This window comes from Corynebacterium ureicelerivorans (assembly GCF_000747315.1).
Lineage (GTDB): Bacteria > Actinomycetota > Actinomycetes > Mycobacteriales > Mycobacteriaceae > Corynebacterium > Corynebacterium mucifaciens.
In genome coordinates this window covers 834,601-855,450 of the sequence record NZ_CP009215.1, presented here as the reverse complement: position 1 = coordinate 855,450, position 20,850 = coordinate 834,601, and the positions used below count along the sequence as shown (strand labels likewise).

Sequence of the window (20,850 nt, the reverse complement as noted above, 5' to 3'; positions counted from 1 at the left end):
GGCCATCCTATGTCGGACACTGGCGTACCCTGGCCGGCATGACGCAAGCCCCAGCAATCTCCACCCTCGGCGAGCTCAAGGCCGCCGGCTACGAATACAAGACCGTGCGCGAGGAGTTGCGCGACAACCTGCTAGCCAAGCTTAAGGCCGGCGAGAACCCCTGGCCGGGCCTGCACGGCCTCGAGCACACCGTGCTGCCTCAGGTCGAGCGCGCGATCATCGCGGGCCACGACATCGTGCTGCTCGGTGAGCGTGGCCAAGGCAAGACCCGCCTGCTGCGCACCCTGCCGCAGCTCCTCGACGATTACGTGCCCGCCATCGCCGACTCCGAGCTGCGCGAACACCCCCTGCACCCCATCACGGAGGCAGCGAAGCGCCGCATCGCGGAAGAAGGCGACGCGCTGCCGGTTGTCTGGATCCCGCGCGAGGCCCGCTACTCCGAGAAGCTGGCCACCCCGGACACCTCCGTGGCGGACCTCATCGGCGATGTCGACCCGATGCGCGTGGCCGAGGGCCGTCGCCTCGGCGACCCAGAGACCATCCACTACGGTCTCATCCCACGCTCGAACCGCGGCATTGTGGCGATCAACGAGCTGCCTGACCTGGCCGAGCGCATCCAGGTGGCCATGCTCAACGTCATGGAGGAAGCGGACATCCAGATCCGCGGCTACATGCTGCGCCTGCCTCTCGACGTCCTCGTGGTCGCATCCGCCAACCCGGAGGACTACACCAACCGCGGGCGCATCATCACCCCGCTAAAAGACCGCTTCGGCGCCGAGGTGCGCACCCACTACCCCGTCGAGCTGGACGACGAGATCGCGGTGATCCGCCAGGAATCCCAGCTCACTGCCGAGGTGCCGGACGTGGTCATGGAGATCCTCGCCCGCTTCACCCGGGCCCTGCGCGAGTCCGACGCCGTGAACCAGCGCGCCGGCGTCTCCGCCCGCTTCGCCATCGCCGGCGCCGAGACCATCGCCGCCGCAGCCGCGCGCCGCGCCGCAGTGCGCGGCGAGGACATCGCCGTGGCCCGCCTGGTGGACGTGGAGGCCGCTGTGGACGTGCTCGGCGGCAAGGTGGAGTTCGAGCACGGCGAAGAAGGCCGCGAGTGGGACATCCTCGAGTACCTGCTGCGCAACGCGGTCGCTCAGGCACTTCGCCCCCGCATTCGTGAGCTCGACTTCACCCCGCTGATCGAGGCACTCGACGGCACCACCACCATCACCGACGGCGCAAACGTCACCGCCAGCGAGTTCCTCGACGGCCTGCCGGTGCTCGATGAGCCGCTCTACGACGACATCGCCCGCGCCTTCCACGCCGAGAGCGACGGCGAACGCGCCGCCGCGATCGAGCTCGCGGTGGAGGCGCTGTACTTGACGCAGAAGATCTCGAAGGACTCCGGAGAGGGCGAGACCATCTATGGTTAACCCCCGCTACCTGCACTACCGCAAGTACACCCCGGGCCCGGACCCGCTCGCACCCCCGCCGGATCTCACCGAGGCGGTGCGGGCCATCGCCGACGACGTCATGTACGGCTACCCCGCCGAGCAGGCCCTGCGCGAGTACCTGCGCAGAGGCACTGAGGGCGCTGAGGGATACGACGAGCTCGCCGCCCGCATCGCCGAGCGGCGTCAGGAACTGCTGCAGAAAGGCAACTTGCACGGCACGCTGAACGAGGTGCGCAAGCTTCTCGACGCCGCGGTGCTCGCCGAGCGCGGGCAGCTCGCCCGCGACGTGGACATGGACGACCTCGACCGCTCCATGCGCGAGATGACGTTGGAGAACCTGCCCGCCTCCCCCGCCGCCGCGGTGACCGAACTCGACGGCTACGACTGGGCATCCAACGAGGCGCGCGAGAAGTACGACCAGATCCGCGACCTGGTTGGCCGGGAGCTGCTGGACCAGCGCTTCGAAGGCATGAAGGGCATGCTGGAAAACGCCACCGACGAAGACCGGGCCGCCGTTGCCGAGATGCTGCGCGACCTCAACGTGCTGCTGGGCAAGCACCGCGCCGGCATGGCCACCGAGCAGGACTTCACCGAGTTCATGGCCAAGCACGGGGACCAGTTCCCGGAGCAGCCCAGGAACATCGACGAGCTTGTGGAGCTGCTCGCCCAGCGCTCCGCGGCCGCCCAACGCCTGCTCAACTCGATGACGCCGGAGCAGCGCCAGGAGCTCATGGCGCTATCCGCCCAGGCATTCGGGTCCGAGGAACTGATGAACCTCATGGGCGAGCTGGACGCGAACCTGCGCGGCATCCGCCCCGACCTGGACTGGTACGGGTCCGAATCGTTCGAGGGCGACGGCGACGGCATGGGGCTTGGCGAGGCCACCCGGGCCATGCGCGACCTGGGCCGGTTGGACGAGCTGGCGGAGGCGATGAACGCCGCCCGGCCCGACCTGGACCTCGACGAGGTGGCCGATCTCTTGGGCAAGGAGGCGGCCACCAGCGCGAAAACGCTTCGCGACCTGGAAAAGGCGTTGCGGGAATCGGGCTTGCTGAACAAGGGGGAGCAGGGCAACCTGCAGCTGTCGCCCAAGGCGATGCGGATGCTGGGCAAGGAGCTGCTGCGCGACGTCTCCACGCACCTGGCCTCCCCCGGCGCGCGCGATTCCCGCCTCGCCGGGCGCACCGGTGAACCCACCGGCGGCACCCGCCCCTGGGAGTTCGGCGACACCGCCGCCTGGGACACCACCCGCACCATCACCAACGCGATCCAGCGCACCGCGGTTGCCGGCGAGCGGACCGAAGGGGCGTCGATAGGCATCCAGCTCGGCGACATTGAGGTGGTGGAAACCGAAGCCCGCACGAGAAACGCGGTGGCGCTGTTGGTGGACACCAGTTTCTCCATGGCAATGGAGGGGCGTTGGGCGCCGATGAAGCAGACGGCGCTGGCGTTGCACCACCTCATCTCCACCCAGTTCCGCGGCGACGAGCTCACGCTCATCGGGTTCGGGCTGTACGCGCAGACGATGTCAATTGAGGAGCTGACAGGCCTGCCGCCGATCCAGGAGAAAGGTACGAACCTGCAGCACGCACTGCTGCTCGCGGATCAGTTCTTCGCCCGCCACCCCAACCACGAGCCAACCCTGCTGGTGGTTACCGACGGCGAGCCGACGTCCATGATCACCGACTGGGGCCAGCCCTACTTCAACTGGCCTACCGACCGGATCACGCTGGCCAAGACCGTGCAGGCGCTTGACCAGGTGACCAAGCGGGGCGTGAGCCCGACGTTCTTCCGCCTCGGCGACGACCCCGGGCTGGTCAACCTGCTCAACGCCATGGCGAGCCGATCCGGCGGGCGCGTGGTGGCCCCGGACCTCGGCGAGCTCGGCGGCGCGGTGGTCGGCGAGTACCTACGCGGGTGGTTCTAGCACAGGCGAGCACAGACGAGCACAGACGCGTGCAGACGAGCGCGAACTACGCGCCTGCCTTTCGCCGGGTGGCCATGAACGTGGCGGCCGCCAACAACGCAAGCGCGCCAAGGCCGAGCGCCGCGTAGCGCACCTTTGGGCTCGGCTCCGAGGACTCGGCGGCACCCGCGCCCGGCACGTCGGAACCCGCGACCACGCCGCGGATCCACTCCGCTTGCTCCGCTACCGGCGCCACTGCCACCGCGGCGTTCGAGGTCATCTCCTCCTCGGTGGGGTTTTCCGGGTCCTCGAACAACCCCGCTGACATGATGCCAGCGACCTTGCCGCCATCGAAGATGGCGCCTCCGGAGTCGCCGGGCTGGATGCGCGCGCCGTTTTCCAGCGCCACGTCGAGGGCGGTCGGGGCGTCGAATAGCGCCAGCGGCGATTCCCCACGCACCGTGGCCTCCGCGGCGGGCAGCGTGGTGGAGCCGCCGGAGCCGTCGGAGGACCAGCCGTAGATGTTCACGCCACCGCTCGGCACCGTATCCGCCACCGAGGCGTACAAGGGCAACCCCATGTCCTCTGCCGTGTGCAGCAGGGCGATGTCGCCGCGCGGGGCCACCTCGTGGCGGTCCACCTTGTACACCTTCTGGTTGTCACCTTGGCCGGTGCGCACCGAGCCGCCCGCCTTGGCGGCCGCTTCCACGCAGTGGCGGGCGGTGATCACCCAGTGCGGGTCGATGGCGGTGCCGGTGCACACGCCGTCGTCCGGGTCGGAGTCGTCCACGCGCACCGAGACCACCGGCTGCGCCTCAGCCGCGTCGCCTGCGAACTGCTCGGATTCCATCGCCCACGCGGGCTGCGCCGCCACAGCAACACCAACTGCAACGCAAATCGCCAACTTTTTCATACTTTTTCCTTTCCAAGCACCGCCACCAGGCGGCGGACAACATGTTCCAAAGGACCGCGCTCGAACACCGCGAGCCAGCCGTACGCGATCAGCACCGCACCAAGCAGGCTCGGCCCCAGCCCCACCCACTGCGCGGTGAGCACATGGAGGCAATACAGCGTCAGCGTCATCCGCCCCAGCGGCGCGAGCCACCCCAGCCAACGCCCGGCAAGACAACACAGGGAGCAGATGCCTATCGACGCCCCTCCGGTGCCCACGACATCGACAAGGCCGCCGGTGTGGCCGGAGGCGTCGAGAAGCGCGGGTAGCGGGAACCACCACCGCAGCGCGACGTCGGCGGCAAACAGCGCCAGGCCCACCACCGCGCCGGAGCGCAGTGGCATGTGCCGGGCAAAGAGCATCCCGGCGGCCATGAGCGCCGCCCACATCAGCGGCGGGTACGGCGAGGCCGACGGCGCGAGCACCGCAGATCCGAGCGTGAGCACCGCAACGAGCCAGCTCATCCAAGCCGACCCCAGTCTGGGCGCCCAGGCGAGCGCGATCATGCAGACCCCGATCGTGCCCAACACCACCTCGATGGTCCCGGCGAACGGCACCAGTGCGACGTGCAGCGCCACAAGGCACGCCCCGCGCACCACGAACTGTGCCGGCCGGGCGCGCATGAGCCCCATGGACACCCCGGCGAGGAACGCGAAGAGCCCCGCCGGGAAACCGAACAGCAGTTGCGCGGCGATCCCGGTGGGTGCGGTGAGGTGGGCGACGATCATAGAGACAAGCGCCACGGCACGGGCCGCGTCGATGCCAACGATTCTGGTCTGCATGGTGCGCCAAGCTACGAGGGACGGTGTTGCGCCAGCATTAACGCGCGTGTTTACGCCGCCGCAACACGGCCGCATTTACCATCGCCACCATGACAATTAGGGTGCTCATCGTAGACGACGAGGCCTTCTTGGCCGACGCCATCGCCACCGGACTCACGCGCGCAGGCATGCAGACCTCCACCGCATACGACGGCTACGAGGCGCTCGAGCGTATCGACGAGCTGCCGCCCGACGTCGTCGTCCTCGACCGCGACCTGCCCGGGGTGCACGGCGACGCGGTGTGCCGCCGGATCGTGGACACGCAGCCGACGACTCGCGTGATCATGCTGACCGCCTCCGGCACGCTGGACAACAGGTTGGAAGGCTTCGACCTCGGCGCCGACGACTACCTGGCCAAACCCTTCGAGCTGCCGGAGCTGGTGGCGCGCGTGCGGGCCCTGGCAAAACGCAACGCCCCGGCGCGCGGCGAGGTGTACCGCTGCAGGGACGTGCGCCTGGACACCTTCCGGCGCGAGGTCACCCGCGGCGACGAACCGGTGAGCCTCAGCCCGAAGGAGTTCGCGGTGCTGCAAGTGCTCATGGAGGCCGACGGCGGGGTGATCTCCGCCGAGGACCTGCTGGCCGAGGCGTGGGACGAAAACGCCGACCCCTTCACCAACTCCCCGCGCGTGACGGTGTCTCACCTACGCAAAAAGCTCGGCGAGCCGCGCATCGTGCACACCGTCACCGGCGCCGGCTACTACGTGGCCGACAAGGAGCGCTGATGCGCAAACTCAGCCTCCGTGCCCGCATCACCGTGATGTTCGTGGCCACCGTGCTCGGCGTCGGCTGCGCGCTGATCGGGCTGGTGTACGCGTATTTGAAGCTCACCCCTGTGCCGGTGATGGCGGAGTTTCCGGCCGGGCCGGACGGGGTGGTCATCGACGGCGCGGTGCCCGTGACCGACGAGATCTTGCGTCGGATCCTCACCGCCTCTCTGGGCGCGTTGGCACTGCTGACCGCGCTCGCCGGGGTGGCGGGCTGGTTCGTGGCCGGGCTGGTGATCACCCCGCTGCGCGCCATCGCCGACGACGCCCGCGAGGTTACCCGCGGCAACCTCGCGGCCCGCATCGACTACGACGGGCCCCGCGACGAGGTCGGCGAGCTTTCGGAGGCGCTCAACGCCATGCTCGACGAGCTCGCGGACGCGGTGGAACGCCAGCGCCGTTTCGCCGCCAACGCCTCCCACGAGTTGAAAACCCCGATCGCCACCATCCAGACCGTCGCCGACGTTGCTCTCAGCGGCGGCGACGCAGACCTGCGCCCCGCTGTGGCCCAGATCCGCAAGGTCAACGCCCGCAACGCCGCGACCGTGTCCTCGCTGCTGCAGTTGGCCAACGTGCAGGTCCGCGACCGCGACGCCGTCGACTTGGCGGCCCTGTGCCACGAGGCGGTCGCAGCGCACTGCGTGCCCGTCGACGCCGAGCCGGTCACCGTTGAAGCCTCCCCCACCTTGGTCCGCCAGGCCGTGGACAACCTCGTGCGCAACGCCGTCGCCCATGGCGCGCCCGGTACCGCGCAGCTGACACTGCGGAGAACCTCCGGCACCCCCGCGCCGCTCGCCGAAATTACCGTCTCCTCCGGCGGCGACGTGTTGGACCCCGCCGAGGTTGCCACCTGGACCGAGCCGTTCGCCCGCGCGCGACGCACCTCGGGTTCCGGACACGGGCTCGGACTGGCGCTGGTTCAGGCGATAGCAAAGGCCCACGGCGGCTCGCTGCAGTTGGCGGCGCGGGCCGAAGGCGGGCTCGTCGTGAAGCTACTGCTCCCGGCGTAGCGCCCCCTCGTATCGCGCCTGCGCGGCCGCGACGTCCTCCGCGTTGTGGGAGGTGGGCACGTCCGCTCGGTCCGGGAAGACCGCCTTGCCCTGCGGCAGGTTGATCGCGGGCTGATTCGGCTGCTCGCCCGCGTCCGGGCGCAGGTGCGGGTGTGCGTAGTCGGCGCAGTGGTCCAGGAACACGCGCGGCGGCGCGAAGAAGTTGCAGCCGGTCAGCGCCTCGGAGAAATCCAGGATGCGGTCGTAGTTGCCCTCCGGCTCGCCGATGAACATCCGCCGCAGCATCACCTCGGTGATGCGCGGGTCGCGGGCGTAGCTCATGAAGAAGGTGCCCTGCTTGCCCAGCGCGTCGCCGAACGAGAGGTTGTTGCGCACGATCTCCAGCCCGTTGCCGTCCTCGTCTTCTACCTGGTTGACGGCCACGTGGCTGTTCGGCGCCTTCTCATCCAGCTCGATGTCGGAGTGCTTCGTGCGGCCGATGACCTGCTCCTGCTCCTCCACCGTGATGTCGTTCCACGCCTTGAGGTTGTGCACGTACTTCTGCTCGACGATGTAGCTGCCGCCCTCCCAGATGCCGTCGCGGATGATGGCCACCTCGACGCCTTCCTGGCCACGGGGGCTTTCGGTGCCGTCGACGAAGCCGAGCGGGTCGCGGAAATCCTGGTACTGGAAGGCGTGAACCTCGTCGTGGTAGTCGATGTGGTCCTCCACGATCGCGTTGATGCGGCGGGCGAGCTCGAAAGCGACGTCGAATTCGTCGGACCGGATGTGGAAGAACAGGTCGCCCGGCGTGGACGGCGCGTGGTGCTTCGCGCCGTGGAGCTCGACGAACTCGTGCAGGTGCTCCGGTTTGTCCAGTGCGAAAAGCCGGTCCCACATTGTCGCGCCGATGCCAGCCACCGCGGTCAAGTGCGCCTTCGGGTACCGGAAGCCCACGCCGTTGGTGAGGCTGGACAGGCTGGAAAGCGCCGCGAGCGCGGCCTCCTCGCCGCCTTCTTTGAAGCCGAGGGTGATAAACAGCGCGTCCCGCGACTGCGGGAGGATCACGGTCTGGGTAACTTCTGCCTGGTTCCTGCTTGTCATGGGGAGTAAGTATTCCCTATCGGTGTGAGTTGCGCTCGCATCACAGCACCGCCCACCCGGTAAGCGCCGCACCGATCACCACCGCCCACGCCGGCGCCTTGAAGCTCCGCAGCGCTACGAACGCCCCCGCCGCCACCGCCATCGTCGCCGGCCCGTGGATGCCGGAGGTGAACACCGGCGTGTACAGCGCCGCGGCCAGGATGCCCACCACCGCGGCGTTGGCACCCGCGAGCGCGTGCGCGGCGCGCGGATGGGCGCGCAGCTGGTCCCAGAACGGCATCACACCGATGACCAGCAGCGCCGCCGGCAGGAAGATCGCCACCGTGGCCAGGGTCGCGCCCCACAGCCAGTGCACCCCCTGCGCCGAGGCACCCAAGAACGACGCGAACGTGAACAGCGGGCCGGGCACCGCCTGGGCGGCGCCGTATCCGGCGAGGAAGGTATCGGCGTCAACGAGCCCGGCCGCGACCGTGGCCTGCTCTAGCAGCGGGAGCACCACGTGCCCGCCACCGAAGACGAGCGCGCCGGAGCGGTAAAAGCTGTCGAAGATGCCAAGGCCTGTATTCATGTGCCCCACCAGCGGCAGCAGCGCCAACAGTGCAGCGAACACCCCCAACGCCGCCAACCCCACGGTGCGGGTTGCTGTGGAGGTGCGGGTGGGGGCCGGAGGGGCGTCGATAGGCGACAATGCGACGGTGGCCGCGACCATGCCCGCGGCGATCGCGCCGACCTGGGCCGCGGGGTGCGGGACGAGAAGCACGATGAGGAACGCCGCGAGCGCGACGGCCGCGCGGAGCCTGTCGGTGACGATGCTTGTCGCCATCCCCATAACCGCCTGCGCGACGACCGCGACCGCCGCAGCCTTGAGCCCCGCGAGCCAACCCGCGTCCGAGATGTCGCCGAGGTACGCCACCCCGAGCGCGAACGCGACCATGAGGACCACGCTTGGCAGCGTGAAACCCACCCACGCGGCCAGCATGCCCGCATACCCGGCACGCTTGAGCCCAATTGCCATGCCGACTTGGCTCGACGCGGGGCCCGGCATGAACTGGCACAGGGCGACGAGGTCGGCGTACTCGTCGTCGGTGAGCCACTTCCGCTTCTCCACGAACTCGTCCCGGAAGTACCCCAGATGCGCCGTCGGCCCGCCGAACGACGTCAGACCGAGGCGGGTGAATACGTGTAATACCTCAAGCACAAGATGTGAGGCTAGCGGTCGGCGCCACGCTGAGCAGGTGCCCGCGTGTGAACCGGCGCGGCGCGGGGTAGCACTGCAATCACCACGGCGGAAGCCGCCGCAGCAGCCGCGAATGCCGCCACGACGCTCGCAGCCGAGTTCGGCATTCCCAGGGCTTGGACCGAGCCGAAGGTGTTCCACGCCGCGTGCACCGCAACCGCGACCCAGAGGCTGTTGAACGCCCACACCAAAAGCGCGTATAGCAGCGCGTCAAGGAAATAATGGGCGAAGGGAACCGGTGAGCCGTACGCCTGCGGGTGCATCGCCACGAACGGGATCGCGGCGAGCACCGCGCCCACGGCCGGGCGCTTGGTCCACGCCGTGAACGCCTGGAAGAACACGCCGCGAAACGCCATCTCCTCCGCAAGCGCGGCGAGCACAATAACGACGAGCTCCAACGGAAGATCGCTCCGGATATCTCCGATAACTTGATCCCAGGACGCGCCGTAACCGACCACGCCGACCGCGCCCATAACAGCGGCGATGACAACAAACGCCAACGCGTACGCGGCGAATGGCACCCAAGGTTTCGTTCCTGTTCGCGCTGTGAACACCGACGCAACCGGCCTGCGCCCGATGAACCGGACCGCGGCGAGCACCGCCAGGATCTCCACGACCACGGAGCCGTACCCGAAGTACTTGTCCGCCGCGCCGCTCGTCGTGTCCACTCCTGCGGCTTCGAGGGAAACACCAATCACCGCGACGAACGCGACGGTGAGCACGGCGACCGCGACGATTTCGGCGAGTGGCCTCCACCAGGCGTAGTTGGATTGGTTTCTCGACTCGAACGCGTACTCCCCCGCGTGTGACACTGTGACGAAACTCCTTCTCGCGGTTACAACAACCGGGCCATCATATGCCTGACTGTTGATATGTGCATGGGACGATCAGCGCCGCGCCCGCGCTAAACTCTGCCCGCGGACAACCACGAGCACGGATCGCGTATGGGAGGTTCCCGGTTGCACCACTTCAGCCCGCTGTTTGAGATGGGCCCTGCCCGGCGCGACCACATCCCCGCCTTCCGTACCGCCCTCGGCGTTGCCATCCCCATGTTCACGCTGCTCGCGCTGGGCCGCATGGATCTGGCCATCTACGCCAACTTCGGCGCATTTACCGGCGTGTACGGCAGGCACATGACGCGCCGGGTGCGGCTGAAGCACCACATACTGGCAGGTATCGCACTGACCTCTGCGGTGACCGTGGGCGCGGTCATGGCGTGGCTGGACCTCAGCCCGTGGGCGCTAATGACCGTCACCGCGCTGGTGTCCTCGGTGTGGGCGACCATTGCGCTGGCCGCGGAAATGAAACCGACCGGGTCGGTGTTTGTGGTCTTCTCCGTGGCTGCCGTCGGGTCCCTCAACGACCCGGTCCACCCGGCGCTCGCCTTCGCCATCGCCGGCACCGCTGCACTGTTTTGTCTCGCGCTTGGCCAGCTCTCCCACCTCATCGGCGAAGGCCCCGGCGGCGATGCGAAGGAACCCGAGCACCCAACCCGCGCCCCCGGGGCGGGCCGGGTGCCGTGGCGGCGCCTGCGGGTCGAAGCCAGCCGGTTTTTCTTCTCCCCGTTGCTCGCCGGCGTGCTGGGGCTGATTTCCGTGACTATTTTCGACCCGCTGACCCACTCCTACTGGGCCATGGTCGCCGCCGTCGCGCCGCTGGTGAACTCCCGGTTCAAGGTGCAGTACTACCGCGCCATCGAGCGCGTCCTGGGCACCCTCACCGGCATCGCGGTGGCCGGCTTTTTGCTGTCTCACCCGATGCAGGGCTGGCAGATCGTCGTGTGGATTGTGATTCTGCAGTACCTCACCGAGATGTACGTGACCCGCAACTACACCATCGCCGCCAGCTTCATCACCCCGACCGCCTTGCTGATGGTGCAGACGGTCGAGGCCTCCCCCGTCTGGCCGATGCTGCTCGCGCGCACCGCGGAGACCGTCATCGGCGCGTTCGCGGCGCTCGTCGTCATCGCGGTCGGCTACGTGCGCAAGTACCCCGAGGTCGTGCTGCCGCGGCGCTAGGAGCAGTTGCTTTGCGACGGGCTCCCGCTCTACCGCCCCCGTCCCACAGGTTCAGCGCATACGACCTGCATACGTAAGGTGGGCGGCATGCACGACTTGACCATTGCACCTGGCCCGGGGATCCCGGGCGGCCTCGTCGTCGCCGCCGCGGATCTGACGGAGCGGTTCGCGAAAGCGTCAGGCCCGGGCGGTCAGGGCGTCAACACGACGGACAGCAAGGTGCAGCTCTCCATCGACATTGCGACGTGCGCATCACTTTCCGGCGCCCAACGCCGCCGCGCCCTGCGCAACCTAGAACACCGCCTGGACGGCACGGTGCTCACCGTCAGCGCGTCGACGCAGCGCTCACAGGTCCGCAACCGCGCCGAGGCGCGAGAACGCATGGCTGCCCTGTTGCGCGAGGCTCTCGCCCCGCCACCTCCCCCACGGCGGAAAACGAAGCCGACGCGCGGCTCGGTGCGGCGCCGTCTCGAAGCGAAGAAGCGGCGCTCGGAGCTGAAGTCGACGAGGCGCCGGCCCCGGTTGCCGTAACACCGCTCCTGCAGACTCATCCCAAAGAACCTCAACAGCCGAAAAGCCGTGTCCCCAGCTCAGATGCCTGAGGGGAGAACGAGCTGCGGCTCGGGGCATCCCACGAATCCTCGAAGAAGACGAAGCGAGACGTGGAGTGCGAAGCACGGGTACGGCGCGGACTATGCGTGACACAACTTTCGCTATCCGACAGATAACCTTCGATTGAAACGACCCCTCTAAGCTCGCCGAATTCTGGTCCGCCGCGACTGGATGCGAAATCGTCGCCGACTGCGGAGACTTCGTCATGGTCGGCTCCACCCCAGCACTAGGTTTTCAGCGCGTTGCCGACCCCACCCCCGGCAAAAACTGCGTTCATATCGACGGCGGCGGCACTGTTTTTGAAGCCCTAGTAGAGCACCTCAAGGCGTTGGACGCCACTGAACTCAGCGGTCATGAAGCACCGGGACTTACTTGGACCGTTATGCAGGATCCGGAAGGTAACGAGTTTTGCGTGGGCAGCCCCGACGCGTAACTACACGTTGAACTTGAACTCGACGGTATGTCGTTGCAAAGTTACTCCCTCTCGTTAACACCATCAAAAGGAGTGTCATCCAATGAAAGCGTTCGGCTTCTTAAGCTTCGGGCATTACGCCTTCGGCAGCTAGTGCGGGCCATCTGCGGAAAAGATCGCCAAGACTCGTCTGGAGATCACCCAGGCTGCGGACGAAATCGGCGTGAACAACGCGTCCTTCCGAGTCCACCACTTCGCGCTGCAGGCCTCCGCCCCGATGCCGCTGCTGTGTGCTATCGCGGCCACCACCAAAATCATCGAGGTGGGCACCGGCGGCATCGACATGCGCTAGCGCATATCGGGGTTGTAGCGTTTGAGTCATTGACTCCCGCCGTCTACAAGTACCTACACACTTGATCGGTGCTGCACGTTTCAGGATCCGGGTGCGCGGCGTCCTGGCTAAGGTCCGCGATAGTGTCGCGCAGCACGGAGAGCTGCGCGATCTGCTGCTCGATCTCAGCGAGGCGCACGTCAAGCAGGTCGCGCACGTGCTCGCAGGGCGCATGGCCGCCGTCGCGGATGTCGAGGATCTGGCGGATCTGGGCGAGGGTGAGGCCCGCGGCCTGGCCGCGGTGGATGAAGTCGATCCGAGCGACCGTCTCGGGCGCGTAGTCGCGGTATCCGGACGGCGTGCGCTCGGTCGGGGGCAGAAGGCCCTGTTCCTCGTAGAAGCGAAGTGTCTTCGCGGTAGTGCCCGCCCTCTCGGCGAGTTCTCCGATCCACATTGCTGTCTCCCTCCGTGGCCGCGCTTGACCTTCCCCTGCACTGGAAGGTCCAGTATGGCTGAGACAGAGCAGAAAGCCAAGAGTTGACAGGAGCAGCGATGCCTACGAAGTACGATCTCGCCATCATCGGATCGGGAGGCGGCGCGTTCGCCGCTGCGATCCGCGCCAGCACGCTCGGGAAGTCGGTGGTGATGATCGAGCGCGGGACGCTCGGCGGCACCTGCGTGAACACGGGCTGCGTCCCGTCGAAGGCGCTCATTGCCGCGGCCGGCGCGCGGCACGTCGCGGTCGACGCCGCAACCCGGTTCCCCGGGATCGCGACGACGGCGGATCCCGTCGACATGCCCGCGCTGATCGCTGGGAAGCAAGCGTTGGTGGAGTCGCTGCGCGGCGAGAAGTACGCCGACGTCGCCGACTCCTACGGCTGGCAGGTCCTCCGCGGCGACGCCTCGTTCGTGGGCACCCCTGATGCGCCGGTTCTCGATGTTGCCGGATCCGACGGAAGCGTCGAGACCATCGAGGCCCACCACTACCTGGTCGCGACTGGTTCTCGCCCGTGGGCACCGCCGATCGACGGCCTGGAGGAGACCGGATACCTGACCTCGACCACGGCGATGGAGCTGACGGAGGTCCCCGAGTCGCTGCTGGTGCTCGGCGGCGGCTACGTCGCCCTGGAGCAGGCGCAGCTGTTCGCCCGCCTCGGCTCGCAGGTCACGCTGCTCGTGCGGTCCCGGCTCGCCTCGAAGGAGGAGCCGGAGGTGTCGAAGGCGCTCCAGGAGGTGTTCGCCGACGAGGGCATCCGCGTCGTCAGCCGCGCAGTGCCCACCCGGGTCTCCCGCGGCACGGGAGGCGAGGCCGTCGTGACCGCCGCGTTGTCCGGCGGCTCGCAGGAGTTCCGCGCCGACCAGGTCCTGGTCGCCCTCGGACGCCGTCCCGTCACCGATGGCCTGAACCTCGATGCGGTCGGGGTGAATACCGGAGACTCCGGCGAGGTGGTCGTCTCCGACCGGCTGCAGTCCTCGAACCCGCGGGTCTGGGCCGCGGGCGACGTGACCGGGCACCCCGAGTTCGTCTACGTCGCCGCCCACCACGGCACCCTCGTCGCCGAGAACGCGTTCGCCGACGCCGACCGGTCCGTCGACTACGCCCGCCTGCCGCGGGTGACGTTCACCGGGCCCGCGATCGGCGCGGTCGGGATGACCGAGAAGGACGTCCTCGCCGCGGGGATCCGCTGCGACTGCCGCGTCCTACCCCTGCACCACGTGCCCCGCGCCTTGGTGAACCGCGACACCCGCGGGTTCATCAAGATCGTCGTGAACGCCGAGACGAACGAGATCCTCGGCATGACCGCCGTCGCCAAGGACGCCGGGGAGCTCGCCGCCGCAGGCGTCCACGTGCTCGGCAGGACCGTCGCCGAGGTCGCCAACGCCTGGGCCCCCTACCTGACCATGGCCGAGGGCATCCGGATCGCCGCGAAGGCCTTCACCACCGACCCGTCGCTGCTGTCGTGCTGCGCATGAACGGCAACGCAGGCAATCGGGGAGATCTCATCCTGAAGCAGACGATGAGCGCCGATCAGGACCGCGACGAATGGCGCGCCGGTCCCGTCGTCGCTGCAGTGACCGGGCTGCTCTTGCTGGCATGCTGCGCGCTTCCGTCGCTGCTCTGCTGCGGCCTGCCGTTCATCGCGGCGGGCGGAGCACTCGCAGGCGTCGGTGGGCTCCTCGGTAATCCCTGGATCATCGGTGCCGGGACCGCCGTCGTGATGGCCGTCATGGCGGGGATGCTCGTCAGGCTACGGCGGCGGCACCGGCGCCGCAGGTCCGGCTGCTGCGAAAATCCTTCGACCGCTGATCGGAACCGGTAGTTCGAGCGGATCCAGCGATCACTGCCACCTGCGGAGGCCGCTGAAATCGAAGCCCGACGGGAGAAGGAGGAGCAAAAAGCGTTCGAAACAACCGGTGACGAGGATAATACTGAGGCTGGATCCCGGCCGTCGCGACGCGGTCTCCGCTTCCGCCGAGACGAGAAAGGGTTGTGGGCACCTAGGCTGGGCGGCATGAACGACATGACCATAGCGCCCGGCCCGGGGATCCCCGACGGTGCGGTCATCGCCGCCGATCTCGCGGAGCGTTTCGCTAAATCGTCGACTCCGGGCGGCCAGGGCGTCAACACGACGGACGGCAAAGTCCAGCTTTCCATCGATGTCGCCGAATGCGCATCGCTTACCGACGCCCAGCGTCACCGTATCTCGCGCAACCTCGAGCACCGCCTAGACGGCTCCGTCTTTACCGTGACTGCGTCGACTCAGCGGTCTGTGTTTCGCTCCTGGTCCTCTCGCTTGCACCTGCGACACAGCCTCGTGCCCCCGGGCCGTAGCGTTCGGGGGAGCACAATAGCCCCAGTCCTCATCACGTCCCGGGATCAAAGAGTTCATCGCAGAGGTTAAGCACTACACGTTGAACTTGAACTCGACGGAGTGTCGTCGATAAATAACTATTCGATGCGCAAAGTACAACGAAATACCGCTAGAAACAGACAACATATGGGGGTGCACAGAAACACATATAGGTTCTGCGGAAAACCTATAGGGTGCGTCGCTAAAAACCGCTGTGCGCGAAAAACATAAAGGGTTTACGGACCCGGTCCCAGACCCCTCAATACTCTGAGCCGGAAGAATGGAAAGTGGAAGGTTGATGTATCCCCACTATTTATTTTTTCCGTTTTTCGGAGTACATCGGGAGCTACAACTGCGGACCAGCTCTGTGTGAACTAGATGAGAAGGCGCAGCAGCGAATCATCGACGCTGGACAGTTGGTGCTGCGGGCACGCGAGCGGCACCCCCAGCGGTCACTCGCGGAGCACTACAACCCGTTATCGATGGACCCAATTCTGCTCAAGGCTCACAACAACTTGGACCGGGAAGTCGATAAGGCTTTCGATGTGGCACGCAAACTCACCAACGAGCGCCAGCGCCAGGAGCTACTGTTCGCCAGCTACGGGGAGTTGGCGAGGGGCTATGTCTCCTCGCTTTCATCAAAATCGAAACCACCAGCAGGGTCGTTCCCCGTGCGGGTGATTTTGATCGGTCCCGCTGCTGGGTGTAGAACCCTGTCGCTGGCAACGCCGGGAACTATGACTGTGCCCGACGAGAACACGTCACTGCCATAACGCGGCTCACGGTAGACGAACATGGGTCGTTCACTACTACTGGTGGATTTCGGTTTTGGTGGTGGGGGGATTACCGCCGCCGGCCTCGATTTTTCCGTTGAGGAGGGCGTTGACTACTTCCCGATTGTGAAATGGGCCGATGGCGCGGTGAAGAGGAACCAGTCACCTGGAAGAGATCGATCCAGTCGCTGGTGTGCAATCTGGGAGGTAGGGTTGCGGGGTCGATTCCTCGCGAGCGCAACCATGATTGTGTCTCTGAACGTGATGAAAACAACCCTGCCCTTCGGAGAATTTCCCCTATCCCGCGTCCCCGGGCGGTGAAAACGGTGTGCACCATCGCCTGAAAGGCTTTGCGTTGCTCTATCGGGATCTTCGGGTCACCCACCCGGCGGATCACTAAGATCCCCCCGTCAACGTTTGGCTGTGGCCGGAAAGCAGACCTTGGTACTCGGGAACCAAGGTGAAACGTGAACCATGGGGACCACTGAGCTGTCATCATCGTGCTTGCACCTACCCCGGCCCGGCGGCGAGCGACTTCCCACTGCATGAGGAGTACAGCGGCAGTCCATGCCGGCGCATGCAACAACTTTCGAAGAATGGCAGTGGTGAGGTGAAAGGGAATGTTTCCCACAATGACGCAGGGAGTGGCGGGTAACGGGAAGTTGAGGAAATCATCATGGACCACTTCGACCGACGCCGAGGCGGTCTTTTTTGTGAGTTTGGCAGCTAGTTTTGCGTCTACCTCAACTGCCGTTATTGCCCTCCCCAAGTGGGATATCGGGTGAGTGAGGGCACCGCTTCCTGGCCCGATCTCAATGATGGGGCCGGAGGTTTGTTTTACAAGATCGACGATGGAGTTGATGATCTTGTGGTCTGTGAGAAAATTTTGGCCATGTTCGTGACGGCCGTATCCGTATGTAGACATCAGGTGTGCTCCGTGGAGTTGAAACGGAGCCGGGCATGGCAAATGGCCGCCCGGCTAAAGGACCGGAGCGGTTTCTAACCTGCGGGAGGGAGAAAACCGCCTTAGCGGCTGGTGAGCGGCCGCATGAAAACGGAACCTGAAATCAACATGGGCCTATCGTATCCAATTAATTTCGCAGGGTCCAATACGGTGAGAAAGAAGACAACCGCACCGCAACAGTGCAAGACCTCTCTGGATTGGAATTTAATTGAACATGGGTTTGGGGTACGACGCGCCCTACTCGGAGTGGCACGGACACTACGGCTGCGCGCCCACACACAACAGTAAAGAGCTCGGCAATGCACAGACACGTAACGAGAGCGCCACAAATGTATGTACGTTTAAGTTACAGCATCGACACTGACGCTCCACATGGAGGGACGGCCGCAGCCCTGCAGCAAGCACACGGCAGGGTGTCTGCTTCGGGCGACGTGAAATTACGCAGAAAAATACGAAACACATCACCGCAGGTCACGGTAGGTATTTGCGGGTCATTTCGTAATCTCGTAAACGAAAAGAACAAAACTACGAAACACAAAAACATACGTTGAGCAGCGTAAATGGTTTTCGTTTCGTAATTTTTCCACTTTTTGAAGAAAATCTAAATAAGAAGAGACACCTTGATTGCGATTGTGTCCCGTGTCACATAGCTGCAACCCCTGCAGCGTGCCCTCAACGAGGACGCTCTGTGTCGTAGACATGTGCCTGCAATGCGTGTCTGCGTCTCTCTCTTAAAAGGTTTGGGTCGAAATACCGCAAAATAACGAAACACCGCCGAAATGTGACGTGTCTATGCAGGTCACAGCGTTATCGCGTGTTTCGTAGTTTTGTTCTTTTCGTTTGCGGAAATCACGAAACCGCAGGTAGAGCGTTTCGTAATTTTTTCGTATTTTGATCGGCAAATTACGAAACGAGGTCAAAACTACGAAACGAGCACACTATAGACGTGTCACAGGTCACAAAAAGGCGCGCCCCTTGCGTGTCACCATGCCGCCACACAACAGCTGCCCCACCACAACACCCCAGCCGTGCCACGTGGCGTGTAGAAACGTGCTCGGTTCGATTCGTAAAGATTAGGTCGCAGGCTATTGTGCGCGACGCATAAGTTCCGTACGATGGCCCCCAGACCGTATGTGGCGTTTTAATTCGTTTTTGGTTTAGCCAGCCGCATACGGGGGATAACCCCGAGGATAATTCATAAAGAGACAGCCTCTCGACCGTGATAGGCGCGGTTCCTCCGACGAGATAGACCGGTCGGCAACGGCATTGCCAACCACAAAAGCGGTCAGGTAGGGAGTAAGCGCTCCCGTAAAGCGATGGGACGGCAGACCACCGTTCTAGCGAGTTGAGCACGGCACTCCAAGCCGCCTGAATAGCAAGCCGGTAAAGCACCCCGCTCCGGGACAGATCAATCTGCCCAGGAGCGTTTTTCTATGTCCGAAAAGGACACGACTACCGCCGTCGCGCCACGCTTTTACACGCTGCAGGAACTCGCCGATCTCGGCGTCGGCTCCGAGTCCACGTTGCGAAAAGCTATTAAAGAGGGCCGTCTTTCATTCCACCGTTTCGGCACCGCCTATCGGATTCGCCAAGACGATCTCGACGCCTACCTCGCGGCCGCACGCCGCCCTGCCCCGCAGCTATTCGACGGCTTCGTCGATGCCGTCGTGAATGCAGCGCCCCAACTGACAGATGAGCAGCGCCAGCAGCTCGTCACGGTGCTGGGCGGTGTGAAGCACTAATGCGGACAAACCCGCCTACGACGAGATCCCGCCGCTTAGCTCAGCTAGTCAGGCTGGGTCTTGAACTGAGTGCGAGGGCTGATGGGTGATGGCCGTGCTACTACACACGCGCGCTCCACCGTCGTGCCCCGAGTCCAAATAAACAGTTCATTCAACCAAGGAGAACAAACCATGTCTTTCAGAGACGATTACGCAGCAGCGCTGCGCGATGAGCAGCAAGCAAAAGATACCGTGAACGAGGCGCGCCGTGCACACAAAGCGACAAAGGAGCGCCTTGCGCAGTTGCGCAAGTATGCCGAAGAGTTCGAGGTGAATCTCGACGGTGACAAGTCCGCCAGCACCGAAGGGGACGGTGACAAGTCCGCCAGCACCGAAGGGGACAGCGATACACCTGAGAACGGTGACGGCGACACGCCTGAGAGCACCGAGGGCAGTAAGCCGAAGCGGCATCTAGAAGTTGTACCCGACTAACCCTTTAGCCGTACACGCAATCACCTCATGTGTGTACGGCCACGCGGCGTGACGACGTACAGCCGTCACGTTTGATGTCGCCACACACCCCGCTCGCAAGGGCGGGGTTTTCGCGTGTGTGCGGGTGGCTGCGGCACCGCTACACGTGACACTGTCACGATGCTTGCGCCGGTATCGGCGACGGGGCATATACACGTCTGCCCCGTCGCCTGGATCATCCGCCACATGGCTGGCGGTATGTCGCGCTGCTGTTATGCGCGGTTCTGGCCGGCATAGTCTTGTGTGGACTTGAAATATGCCGAAGACGGGGCCGTGGGTGCAGCAAAGACAGCAGCGTGGACAGAGCAGATTTCAGCAGCTGTGCTGCTGAAGTTGTGACCGCGACGGCAGATGGTATGCGGCGGACGCCGCATGATGCCGCGTCGTGAGATACGCCAATATCCATTACGGCACGCTTGCCGTAATGGAGCGTTTCGTGATGACCCAAACACGACACATCGATGCTGGCATATCCGAATACATATCGACGGGATATATCGGATTGCCAGCAGTGTCGTGATGCAGAGCATGGGTCATCACACAAGGTGCAGCGCCAGCTGCACTATTGGGCATCTTGACCGGAGCGCAGGCGGAGGGCAAGACAGCACCAGCCAGACCGAGCGAGCGAGGTCTGAGACTGGGGCTGTAGGGGGCGGCGCGCCAGCGCCGGGCACCGGGTTATGCGAGCGCCAGCGAGTAGTAATACCCGGTGCAGTGCCTCGGCTATGCCGAGCGCCGGAGCGCAGCGGAGGCGTCGCACCCCCTTATGCCCTTTTCCCCTTCTACCCCTATAACGACAAACATATAGGGGTTTTGACACAGAAGGGGGCTGCGACCTGCGTGTTTCGGGTCTTTACGTGGTCTTCGACCCTTACCCGAAACGGCCCGTTGATGCGCGAAGCGCACATGGTGCCTATGCAAAACCTGCAGGTCGCCACGCTGTGCGCACCACGTGTGGCGTCAGCCACTGTATGTCGGTCTTAAAGTAAGGGCCGATGACGGGTGGAAACGCCGCTTGCGGCGTCTTCCCGCGTCATCGAGACACCTGCAGCGAGCTTGCGAGCGCAAGGTGTCTAACCGAACGGCAAGACCGACATCGTCTAAGTGGTGCGCACAGCCACACCCTGCACCGTGACACCGCCGTCAGGCGGTCATTGCAGGGTGGTGAAAATCCCGCAGCGAGCTATCCGCCGCAAGGCGGTGTTGATGCTGCTGCGGGGGTTGAGACACGGGCCTGAAGTAACACACTCCATATCGGCCCGTACAACAAGCACACTATCGGTGCAGACGTATCACGCTCGCGGCGGACATATGCGCGACAGCGCATGTGAGATACACCGCCAGCGACGTGTGTTTCGCAGCGCCCGCGCTGCAGCAGATCCAGCGGCAGCTGCTGACACAAATTCATAGCGCCG

The 20,850-nt window shown here is 65.1% G+C and carries 18 protein-coding genes and 2 pseudogenes; 13 read left to right on the top strand and 7 right to left on the bottom strand.

Going from position 1 to position 20,850, the window contains the following annotated elements; genetic code table 11:
• The first annotated feature begins 38 nt into the window (after positions 1-38).
• A complete protein-coding gene (locus tag CUREI_RS04365) occupies positions 39-1,424 on the top strand; it encodes a magnesium chelatase (RefSeq protein ID WP_038610865.1) in 1,386 nt (461 codons plus the stop codon).
• The gene (locus CUREI_RS04360; RefSeq protein WP_038610862.1) at positions 1,417-3,372 is read left to right on the top strand and encodes a vWA domain-containing protein; all 1,956 of its coding nucleotides are present in this window, start codon (positions 1,417-1,419) and stop codon (positions 3,370-3,372) included. Before CUREI_RS04365 ends, CUREI_RS04360 begins: the two co-directional genes overlap by 8 nt.
• A gap of 46 nt (positions 3,373-3,418) precedes the next feature.
• On the opposite strand, the gene CUREI_RS04355 is transcribed toward CUREI_RS04360, so the two are convergent.
• Positions 3,419-4,264 carry a trypsin-like serine protease gene (locus tag CUREI_RS04355; protein WP_038610859.1) on the bottom strand — a complete coding sequence of 282 codons (846 nt, stop codon included), beginning with the start codon at positions 4,262-4,264 and terminating at the stop codon, positions 3,419-3,421.
• Positions 4,261-5,085 carry a DUF418 domain-containing protein gene (locus CUREI_RS04350; RefSeq protein WP_038610856.1) on the bottom strand — a complete coding sequence of 275 codons (825 nt, stop codon included), beginning with the start codon at positions 5,083-5,085 and terminating at the stop codon, positions 4,261-4,263. Before CUREI_RS04350 ends, CUREI_RS04355 begins: the two co-directional genes overlap by 4 nt.
• 89 nt (positions 5,086-5,174) lie before the next feature.
• On the opposite strand from CUREI_RS04350, the gene CUREI_RS04345 reads away from it, so the two are divergent.
• On the top strand, positions 5,175-5,849 hold the full coding sequence (locus tag CUREI_RS04345) for a response regulator transcription factor (RefSeq protein WP_084768175.1): 675 nt from the start codon (positions 5,175-5,177) through the stop codon (positions 5,847-5,849).
• Positions 5,849-6,901 (top strand): sensor histidine kinase, encoded by a 1,053-nt coding sequence (locus CUREI_RS04340; RefSeq protein WP_038610854.1) that lies wholly within the window; start codon positions 5,849-5,851, stop codon positions 6,899-6,901. Before CUREI_RS04345 ends, CUREI_RS04340 begins: the two co-directional genes overlap by 1 nt.
• Here CUREI_RS04340 and CUREI_RS04335 read toward each other — a convergent pair.
• From CUREI_RS04335 to CUREI_RS04325, 3 genes are read right to left on the bottom strand one after another with little or no spacing between them, the layout of a single operon-like run.
• On the bottom strand, positions 6,884-7,984 hold the full coding sequence (locus CUREI_RS04335) for a Dyp-type peroxidase (RefSeq protein ID WP_084768173.1): 1,101 nt from the start codon (positions 7,982-7,984) through the stop codon (positions 6,884-6,886). The two genes, CUREI_RS04340 and CUREI_RS04335, sit on opposite strands and share 18 nt — an antisense overlap.
• 40 nt (positions 7,985-8,024) lie before the next feature.
• Positions 8,025-9,182, bottom strand: coding sequence for a chromate efflux transporter (gene chrA / locus CUREI_RS04330; protein WP_038610851.1), 1,158 nt, complete (start codon positions 9,180-9,182; stop codon positions 8,025-8,027).
• 11 nt (positions 9,183-9,193) lie between these two features.
• Entirely contained in the window at positions 9,194-10,033 is an 840-nt protein-coding gene (locus CUREI_RS04325; protein WP_038610848.1) for a CPBP family intramembrane glutamic endopeptidase, read from the bottom strand.
• Between the two features lie 132 nt (positions 10,034-10,165).
• Between CUREI_RS04325 and CUREI_RS04320 the strand changes: the two genes are divergently transcribed.
• From CUREI_RS04320 to CUREI_RS12790, 4 genes and pseudogenes are all read left to right on the top strand, one after another.
• The gene (locus tag CUREI_RS04320; RefSeq protein ID WP_051952194.1) at positions 10,166-11,239 is read left to right on the top strand and encodes an FUSC family protein; all 1,074 of its coding nucleotides are present in this window, start codon (positions 10,166-10,168) and stop codon (positions 11,237-11,239) included.
• An 87-nt stretch (positions 11,240-11,326) separates the two neighbouring features.
• Positions 11,327-11,770 (top strand): alternative ribosome rescue aminoacyl-tRNA hydrolase ArfB, encoded by a 444-nt coding sequence (gene arfB / locus CUREI_RS04315; RefSeq protein WP_038610845.1) that lies wholly within the window; start codon positions 11,327-11,329, stop codon positions 11,768-11,770.
• Positions 11,771-11,993: 223 nt separating this feature from the next.
• Positions 11,994-12,284, top strand: a pseudogene (locus tag CUREI_RS11940) (VOC family protein); the annotation flags it as partial.
• Positions 12,285-12,366: 82 nt separating this feature from the next.
• Positions 12,367-12,612: pseudogene (locus tag CUREI_RS12790) on the top strand (LLM class flavin-dependent oxidoreductase); the annotation flags it as partial.
• Positions 12,613-12,658: 46 nt separating this feature from the next.
• Here the strand turns inward: CUREI_RS12790 and CUREI_RS04305 are convergent.
• Positions 12,659-13,048, bottom strand: coding sequence for a heavy metal-responsive transcriptional regulator (locus CUREI_RS04305; RefSeq protein WP_005290994.1), 390 nt, complete (start codon positions 13,046-13,048; stop codon positions 12,659-12,661).
• A 98-nt stretch (positions 13,049-13,146) separates the two neighbouring features.
• Between CUREI_RS04305 and merA the strand changes: the two genes are divergently transcribed.
• From merA to CUREI_RS12605, 3 genes are all read left to right on the top strand, one after another.
• Positions 13,147-14,568, top strand: a complete 1,422-nt coding sequence (gene merA / locus CUREI_RS04300) for a mercury(II) reductase (RefSeq protein WP_038610842.1) — start codon at positions 13,147-13,149, stop codon at positions 14,566-14,568.
• Positions 14,565-14,915 carry a hypothetical protein gene (locus CUREI_RS04295; RefSeq protein ID WP_005293255.1) on the top strand — a complete coding sequence of 117 codons (351 nt, stop codon included), beginning with the start codon at positions 14,565-14,567 and terminating at the stop codon, positions 14,913-14,915. The genes merA and CUREI_RS04295 overlap by 4 nt, the downstream gene beginning before the upstream one ends.
• Positions 14,916-15,748: 833 nt before the next feature.
• Complete coding sequence (locus CUREI_RS12605) at positions 15,749-16,219, top strand: type IIL restriction-modification enzyme MmeI (RefSeq protein ID WP_425304311.1); 471 nt, start codon at positions 15,749-15,751, stop codon at positions 16,217-16,219.
• Between the two features lie 70 nt (positions 16,220-16,289).
• Here CUREI_RS12605 and erm read toward each other — a convergent pair whose 3' ends face one another.
• Positions 16,290-17,144: a 23S ribosomal RNA methyltransferase Erm gene (gene erm / locus CUREI_RS11790; RefSeq protein WP_016456425.1), complete on the bottom strand. Its 855-nt coding sequence runs from the start codon at positions 17,142-17,144 to the stop codon at positions 16,290-16,292.
• A 1,472-nt stretch (positions 17,145-18,616) separates the two neighbouring features.
• Between erm and CUREI_RS04280 the strand changes: the two genes are divergently transcribed.
• Positions 18,617-18,925, top strand: a complete 309-nt coding sequence (locus CUREI_RS04280) for a helix-turn-helix domain-containing protein (RefSeq protein WP_024058948.1) — start codon at positions 18,617-18,619, stop codon at positions 18,923-18,925.
• Between the two features lie 171 nt (positions 18,926-19,096).
• Positions 19,097-19,396: a hypothetical protein gene (locus CUREI_RS04275; protein WP_024058949.1), complete on the top strand. Its 300-nt coding sequence runs from the start codon at positions 19,097-19,099 to the stop codon at positions 19,394-19,396.
• The last annotated feature ends 1,454 nt before the right edge of the window (positions 19,397-20,850 follow it).